This window comes from Kitasatospora sp. NPDC091257 (assembly GCF_044757675.1).
Lineage (GTDB): Bacteria > Actinomycetota > Actinomycetes > Streptomycetales > Streptomycetaceae > Kitasatospora > Kitasatospora lactacystinica.
On record NZ_JBIVVI010000907.1, the window covers coordinates 1 to 3,814 of the forward strand.

The 3,814-nt window shown below is 68.0% G+C and carries 6 protein-coding genes and 1 pseudogene; 4 read left to right on the forward strand and 3 right to left on the reverse strand.

The features are described 5' to 3' along the window. Positions 1–389 (reverse strand): hypothetical protein (locus tag ACIQOV_RS31775; RefSeq protein WP_401054140.1); only part of this gene is annotated, 389 nt, incomplete at its 3' end. Between the two features lie 11 nt (positions 390–400). Further along, positions 401–595 carry a hypothetical protein gene (locus tag ACIQOV_RS31780; RefSeq protein ID WP_401054142.1) on the reverse strand — a complete coding sequence of 65 codons (195 nt, stop codon included), beginning with the start codon at positions 593–595 and terminating at the stop codon, positions 401–403. On the opposite strand from ACIQOV_RS31780, the pseudogene ACIQOV_RS31785 reads away from it, so the two are divergent. The 4 genes and pseudogenes from ACIQOV_RS31785 to ACIQOV_RS31800 form a co-directional block, all read left to right on the forward strand. Continuing rightward, positions 551–754, forward strand: a pseudogene (locus ACIQOV_RS31785) (site-specific integrase); the annotation flags it as partial. The gene ACIQOV_RS31780 and the pseudogene ACIQOV_RS31785 overlap by 45 nt on opposite strands. 19 nt (positions 755–773) lie before the next feature. Beyond that, positions 774–1,091 (forward strand): tyrosine-type recombinase/integrase, encoded by a 318-nt coding sequence (locus ACIQOV_RS31790; protein WP_401054144.1) that lies wholly within the window; start codon positions 774–776, stop codon positions 1,089–1,091. A gap of 114 nt (positions 1,092–1,205) precedes the next feature. Further along, positions 1,206–1,682, forward strand: a complete 477-nt coding sequence (locus tag ACIQOV_RS31795; RefSeq protein ID WP_401054146.1) for an endonuclease NucS domain-containing protein — start codon at positions 1,206–1,208, stop codon at positions 1,680–1,682. A 413-nt stretch (positions 1,683–2,095) separates the two neighbouring features. After that, entirely contained in the window at positions 2,096–2,224 is a 129-nt protein-coding gene (locus tag ACIQOV_RS31800) for a hypothetical protein (RefSeq protein WP_401054147.1), read from the forward strand. A gap of 128 nt (positions 2,225–2,352) precedes the next feature. Here the strand turns inward: ACIQOV_RS31800 and ACIQOV_RS31805 are convergent, their stop codons facing one another. After that, positions 2,353–2,883 carry a hypothetical protein gene (locus ACIQOV_RS31805; protein WP_401054149.1) on the reverse strand — a complete coding sequence of 177 codons (531 nt, stop codon included), beginning with the start codon at positions 2,881–2,883 and terminating at the stop codon, positions 2,353–2,355. Positions 2,884–3,814: the final 931 nt, after the last annotated feature.

Sequence of the window (3,814 nt, forward strand, 5' to 3'; positions counted from 1 at the left end):
CAGGGGGCTGCGCTGTGACCGACTCGGGCCGGGCTGATGCGCCCGCACCGCCGCCCAAGCTGCCGTCGTTGATGGGAGTTCGCAAAACCGGGGCTGGCGCCGCAGGCCATGCCGCCGGGGTTGACGGCGATCGGGGTGGTGACCGGCATGTCGGTCTCGCCGACCAGGCGGCCGTCGATGTACAGCTGAGCCCGGCCGGGTACGCCCTTGTCGTGGGCGATGTCGGGGGCGCCGGCCGGCAAGCGCCAGCACCGTGCGGATGGTGATCCGCAGGAAGCGCAACAGCCTCCGCCTTCACCCACACCCAACTCGCCGCCGGACGCGGCCAGGTCACCGTCCACCGCCGCCTCGCCACGCTCTCCAGCGCCCTCGGCGACGCCGTCCGCCACCGCCGGCTCCCCTACAACCCGGCCCGCCCCACAGTCATCCTGAGACCCGCGGCGGGAAGCGCCACATCTGGACCGCGCCGGATGCGATCCGCTTCCTCGACTGCTGCCACGCCACAGACCGCGCCTTCGCCGACCTCATCGAGATCCTCATCGGCACCGGCATCCGCAAAGGCGAAGCCCTCGGCCTGCACTGGAACGACGTCCACCTACCCGAACGTGTCCTCTACATCCGCTGCACGCTCTCCGTCATCGACGACAACCGCCTGATCATCACCTCACCGAAGACCCGCTCCAGCAAAGCCTGGGTCGCCATATCCCCTCGCGTCGCCATCGCGCTGCACCACCGCGCCGAGGACAAGAGTCCCTCACAATTCCGTGCGGACGATGGCGGTTTCGTCTTCCACCACCCCGACGGACGCCCCCTTCACCCCCGCCTACGTCCTCAACCACTTCCACTACCTCTGCCGCGAGTTCGGCCTCCCGCGCACCACCGTCCACGACCTTCGCCACCTCGCGGCCACCATCTCCATCACCGCCGGCGTCCCCCTCACCGTCGTCTCCAAGACCCTGCGGCACGCCGCCCCGTCCACCACCGCGAACATCTACGGCCACCTCATCACCCAGACCGCCCGCGACGCCGTCGACCACGGCCTCACCTCAGCCGACCCCATCGAGCTCCCAAGCCCGCGCTCACACCACTAGAGTTCGCAACCAGAGGGCGGTCGTCACCCCAGCCAGGATGACAATCAGCTCGGCGGGGGCGAGTTCCCGCCGCCTTGGGCTCCTTGTCAGCCCGCACCGCCACGGTCATCGCTCATGACCGCGTTACTCGAACATCAGCTCCGGGACCTCTTGGCGGAACAGCTGGACGTTCTCGAACCAGGACTGACCCTGGTCCGCTGCGAGTTTGCGCTGAGCGACGCGCCGCTCCGTACGAGGGGTTGGATTGACATCCTCGCTCGCGATCGACACGGCCTGTGGGTAAGCATCGAGTTGAAGCGTGCGACGTCCACGTCGCGTAAGGCGTTGCACGAGGTCGCGAAGTACGCTGAGCTGCTCCAGCGTGACAAACAGGTCGCGCCTGACCGCATCCGTGCCCTTATCGTGTCGACCGACTGGCGCGAACTGCTCGCGCCGGTCAGCAACATGGCCCGGGACTGGAACCATGACCTTCGCGGCTACGAACTCCAGGTACATGACGACCGGACACTGAGCGCAGAGCGCGTCGCGCCGCCTCCCTCGTCGCCGGAACAGTGCGTCACGCCGGTGCACGGCATCAGACATACGGGATAATGAGCGCATACAGTCACCAGCACGCAGCGCCGAGCGGTCCCCAGCCCCGCCGTCGAACCGTGAAAACCGTGAGACGAATGTGAGAGGCAGGCCCCAGAGCACGCCGAAGGCCGCTTCCTCGCGAACGAGAAAACGGCCTCTGACCTGCGACTTTGGAGAGAACTCCAGTCGGGACGACAGGATTTGAACCTGCGACCCCTTGACCCCCAGCGGTCGAAAGGTGGTGACGGACAGTCCGCTCAGTCCAGAAACCGTAGGTCAGGGCCTGCCACATCCAGGCCGCATGATGCCTGATGATGGTTCGCGCGAGCACCTGGTGGAGGCACTGGCCCCACACCGCCGAGATCGTGCCCACGCGCCGAAGCAACAGCAGTCGCTGCCTGAAGTGGCGCAAGGGGCCTTCCTGCACGGAGGTGGGGGATCTCCTGGTCAACAGCGCCATCCGGATCGCCGACGCCGCCAACGTCTCCGGCCCTGACGGGCCTGACGTCAGTCTGCTGACGCTCGGTTCCGCCGCCATCGAGCTGGCGTGCCCCAGTTAGTAGGGAACTCAGCGGATGCGCGGACCGCGCTGGTCCTGGTGAACCTGCGGCGGCTGGAGCTGGGCCAGGCACTGTGCCTGGCCCAGGACGAGCCGGCAGGACGGCTTCGGCGGACCGACCTGCACCGATCAGGCGATGAGGTCGAACACCGTCTCGGTCTTCGTGGCAGTCGTGCGGGCACGCAGGTACGCGTTCAGGTTCGCGTCGTACTTCAGGTCGGAGGGGATCACCACCTCGACGGAGAACGCCCCGGTGGCGTCCGTCATGGTGTCGCGCAGGTCGCGTGTCTTGTAGTCCTCCCCGAGGTCGCCCTTGATGATGAAGGACACCCGGACGACCTCGTTGGGCGGGAAGCCCCGGCCGGTGAGGACCGACTTCGTTCCGCCCTGACCGCCGTCCGGGGAGGCACTGATGACCCGCACCACGGTCGGTGTCGGGCTGCCGGCCATCCCACTGGGCAACGGGTTCAGGACCGGCGCGGAGCCCGGACTGCCCGCCGGGGATGCGGTCACCGTGGGGCCCGTCACCGTGACGGTCGGACCGGGCACGGTCACCGTGACGGCCGACTGCGGCCGGGAGCCGTCGGTCACCTGGGCCTGGGTGTAGAAGCCGCCCGCGAAGCCGGCGCCGAGGGTGACGACCGCGACGGCGGCGGTCACCACAGCGCTCCACCCCTGGAGATCGATCCCGCCGCGACGGACCGGGGCGGCCGTCGGCGCCGGCGGGGCGGTCGGCCGCGACGGTGTCCCGGGTGCGGGCGGCGGCCCGGAAGGACGGCTTGGCATGGACGGCCCGGTCACAGAGTCCCCCTCGTACTGCGGCCCGCTCCGGGCCATGATCGACGGACTCCTGGGTACCACAGGAGTCCGAGGCCTGTCGCGAACAAGGTCCGGGACGACTCGTGCCCGACCGACGGCAAGCCTCCGACTCAGATCACCAGCCGGCCCCGCCCTCGGCCGCATGCAGCGTAGGCACCAGGTCCTCACCGGCGAGCCCGAGGCCCGGGTATGTGCGGACCAAGCCATCGCGTGGCCACCTCGGCCGGGCGGCCGGGCAGGCGGCTCGGACCTCGTCTGATACTGCGCCCTCCGCGCACTCGTGGTCGTAGGCCGCTCCGCCCACCCGCACCGTCTCGACGATGATCACTGTGCGTAGATGATCACGGGTAGCAGGCAGACCCCGACGGGCACACAGACGCGTCCGGGGAGGATCCGCGCGACACCTCCGACACGAGGTCACGAAATCGGCTGACGTCTTGACAGATTCGAAGACAGTCGCCCAACTGCCCGAAAACATGGCAGGATTGCGTCATAGGGTGTCGAAAAATCGTTGGTCAAGATTTGATATCGGTCACTGTGGGTGGTCAATTTCGGGGCCGGAAACGCTCCTTCGGAGGCGCCTCACCCCCCGGATTCAACCACTTCGGGACCACCTGGTCCCCAACTGGTCCCCAAGCGCATACGAACGAATGCTCGCCGAATCTGATGCACCGTCACGGAAAAGGCCGTTGACCTGGGCGTTAACCCGGCCAACGGCCTTCCGACATCACTGTCGGGACGACAGGATTTGAACCTGCGACCCCTTGACCCC